The organism is Proteus sp. fly-1067 (assembly GCF_040139345.1).
Taxonomy (GTDB): Bacteria; Pseudomonadota; Gammaproteobacteria; order Enterobacterales; family Enterobacteriaceae; genus Proteus; species Proteus vulgaris_B.
Window position 1 is genome coordinate 1 of sequence record NZ_JBEEUL010000127.1, and the last position, 670, is coordinate 670.

1 pseudogene is annotated in these 670 nt (G+C 39.4%); it reads right to left on the reverse strand.

What is annotated here, in order from left to right:
• Nucleotides 1-462: 462 nt before the first annotated feature.
• Nucleotides 463-670: pseudogene (locus ABN217_RS19545) on the reverse strand (hypothetical protein); the annotation flags it as partial.

Genomic DNA, 670 nt, shown 5'->3' on the forward strand with positions numbered 1-670 from the left:
TAAAAAATCGGACCCCGACGAGCTCCCTTTTTTTTTTGATTATAAAAAAGTAAAAATTAAATTCAATACATTATATTATAGTCACTTAAGCTAATATGGTTTTATAAATTTGATAGTGATCAGACGCTAGATATTTAAAACAGAGACGTGAGATAAATAACGATTTGGAGTGGGTTTAAGCGGGTTATAACGAATAAGTTACTGTAATTAATTTTCAGTATGTGTAAGAAACATTTACTCACCAATTTTATTGTCGGACACCCTGGGTTCATTATGGGGACGTCTTAACCCTGTTCTGACAATCTGAACCGCAGAAACACGTAAATCTCAGAGCTTGCCATGCTTTCGTACTTAACCCCGGTGATAGTCATATCGATTGGTGTATTGTACGACCGCCTCTTTCAGTTTTCACCTAGTGTAATGAAACGATTTCGCATGGGAATATGCCCAGGTATCAGGCGGTCAGCGTGTTTGTGATGTGACAATTTTGATGATATCACCATTAATGACGAGGACGCCCATTTCAGCCACGGTATTCATTGCCGCAACCATCAGGTTACCAATGGTCAGGGGATACAGATTACTGGTATACACATCCTGCTTGGTGTACGGCTGATGCCCGGTTTTGATGGTGATCTTTTCGCGTATCATCTGAATACCAGAAGCATTA